Here is a 1,835-nt window from a genome sequence, read left to right on the forward strand (position 1 = left end):
TGACCGCCCAGTTCGAAGAAGTTGTCGTCCAGGCCGACCCGTTCCACTCCCAGGATCTCCGACCAGATCGCTGCGATGCGCTGCTCCAGTTCGCTACCGGGCGCTCGATAGGCCTGTTGCGACAGGCTCGCATCCGGTTGCGGCAACGCCTGCCGGTCGAGCTTGCCATTGACCGTCAGCGGCATCCGCTCCAGCAGCATCAGGTGCGCCGGCACCATGTAGTCCGGCAGGTGCCGCTTCAGCGACTCCCGCAGCGACTCCCGCAGACGCTCGGCATCCTCCGCCGAGTCCGCCACCACGTATCCCGCCAGTTGCGTGCCGCCGACTCCGTCATGGGCCAGCACCACGGCATCGCGTACCCCGGCCAGACCGGCGAGCGCCGCTTCGATCTCGCCCAGTTCGATACGGAAGCCGCGAACCTTCACCTGGTGGTCGATACGCCCGATGTACTCGATATTGCCATCCGCCTGGAACCGCGCCAGGTCGCCGGTACGGTACAGCCGCTCGCCGGCGCCGCCGGGGAACGGGTTCGGCACGAAGCGGGTGGCACTCAACCCGGGCCGCCTCAGGTAGCCGCGCGCCAGACCGGCGCGACCGATGTACAGCTCGCCCACCGCGCCGCGCGGCACCGGGTTCAGGTCACGGTCGAGGATGTACCAGGACAGGTCCGGGATGGTCCCGCCAATCGGACTGACCAGGCCACCCTCCAGGTCGGCTTCGCTCACCGGACGGTAGGTTACGTGCACCGTGGTCTCGGTGATGCCGTACATGTTCACCAGTTGCGGCTGGCGATCGCCGAAGCGCTGGAACCACGGCCGCAGGCTCTGCAGATCCAGCGCCTCGCCACCGAAGATCACGTAGCGCAGCGCCGGCTGCTGCGTCGCCATGTCGGCGGAACAGGCCACCGCCATCAGTTGCTTGAACGCCGACGGCGTCTGGTTGAGCACCGTCACGCCTTCGCGGCACAGCAGACGGTAGAAGTCTTCCGGCGAACGGCTCACCCATTGCGGCACGATCACCAGGCGCCCGCCATAGAGCAGCGCGCCGAAGATTTCCCAGACCGAGAAATCGAAGGCGTAGGAATGGAACAACGTCCACACGTCCCGCTCGTCGAAGCCGAACCAGGCCTCGGTGGCGCTGAACAGGCGCAGCGCGTTGCGGTGGGTGAGCAACGTGCCCTTGGGCTTGCCGGTCGAGCCCGAGGTATAGATCACGTAGGCCAGGTTGTCCGCCGATAGCGTCGTTAACGGGTCGCTCTCGGCGTAGCCGTCCAGCACCAGTCCGTCGATGGCCAGCACCTCCACCCCCGTCTGCCGTGGCAGGCGCTCGAGCAGATGCCCCTGGGTCAGCAGCAGCCGTACCCCACTGTCGTCGAGGATATGCGCCAGGCGCTCCTCTGGCGCCGCCGGGTCCAACGGCAGGTAGGCGCCGCCGGCCTTGAGGATCGCCAGCAAGCCGACCAGCATGTCCAGCGAACGCTCCAGCGCCAGCCCGACCGGCACGTCCGCGCCAACGCCGCGAGCGATCAGGCAGTGCGCCAGGCGATTGGCCCGCGCATTCAGTTCGCCGTAGCTCAGCCGTTGTTCGTCGAGGATCAGCGCAACCGCCTGTGGCCGTTGCCGCGCCTGCTCCTCGAAACGCTGCTGCAAGGTGCCCTGCACCGCGCACTCGCGCTGGGCCGGGTTCCATTCGGAGAGGGTCTGCCGGCGCTCCGGCGCATCCAGCAGCGGCAACTCGCCGAGCCGCTGTCGTGGGTTGGCGACGATGCCGCGCAACAGGTTGCGCCAATGGCCGGCCAGGCGTTCCACGGTGGAGGCGTCGAACAGGTCGGTGGC

The 1,835-nt window shown here is 68.0% G+C and carries 1 protein-coding gene; it reads right to left on the reverse strand.

Features of this window, described 5'->3' with window-relative positions; translation table 11 throughout:
• A partial coding sequence (locus HMPREF2914_RS14190; RefSeq protein WP_116850587.1) for an amino acid adenylation domain-containing protein occupies positions 1–1,835 on the reverse strand: 1,835 nt, incomplete at both ends.

The sequence above is a fragment of the Pseudomonas sp. HMSC067G02 genome, from assembly GCF_001813485.1.
GTDB lineage: Bacteria > Pseudomonadota > Gammaproteobacteria > Pseudomonadales > Pseudomonadaceae > Pseudomonas > Pseudomonas aeruginosa.